Annotated in this window: 1 pseudogene; it reads left to right on the top strand. The window is 43.4% G+C overall.

Annotated features, from left to right (window positions below):
• Positions 1 to 11 precede the first annotated feature (11 nt).
• Positions 12 to 212 (top strand): annotated as a pseudogene (locus CRJ03_RS20580) (cytochrome c oxidase subunit II); the annotation flags it as partial.

Below are 212 nucleotides of genomic sequence, written 5' to 3' on the forward strand. Positions count from 1 at the left end.
ACCGAGTAGTACTGCCTATAGAACTACCAATTCGTATATTAATTTCTTCAGAAGATGTCCTCCACTCATGGGCAGTACCCTCACTAGGACTAAAAACCGATGCCATTCCAGGGCGATTAAATCAAGCCACATTAACATCAACTCGCCCAGGTTTATTCTACGGACAATGTTCAGAAATCTGTGGATCCAACCACAGCTTCATACCAATCGTC

This window comes from Roseovarius nitratireducens, assembly GCF_002925845.1.
Classification (GTDB): Bacteria; Pseudomonadota; Alphaproteobacteria; order Rhodobacterales; family Rhodobacteraceae; genus Roseovarius; species Roseovarius nitratireducens.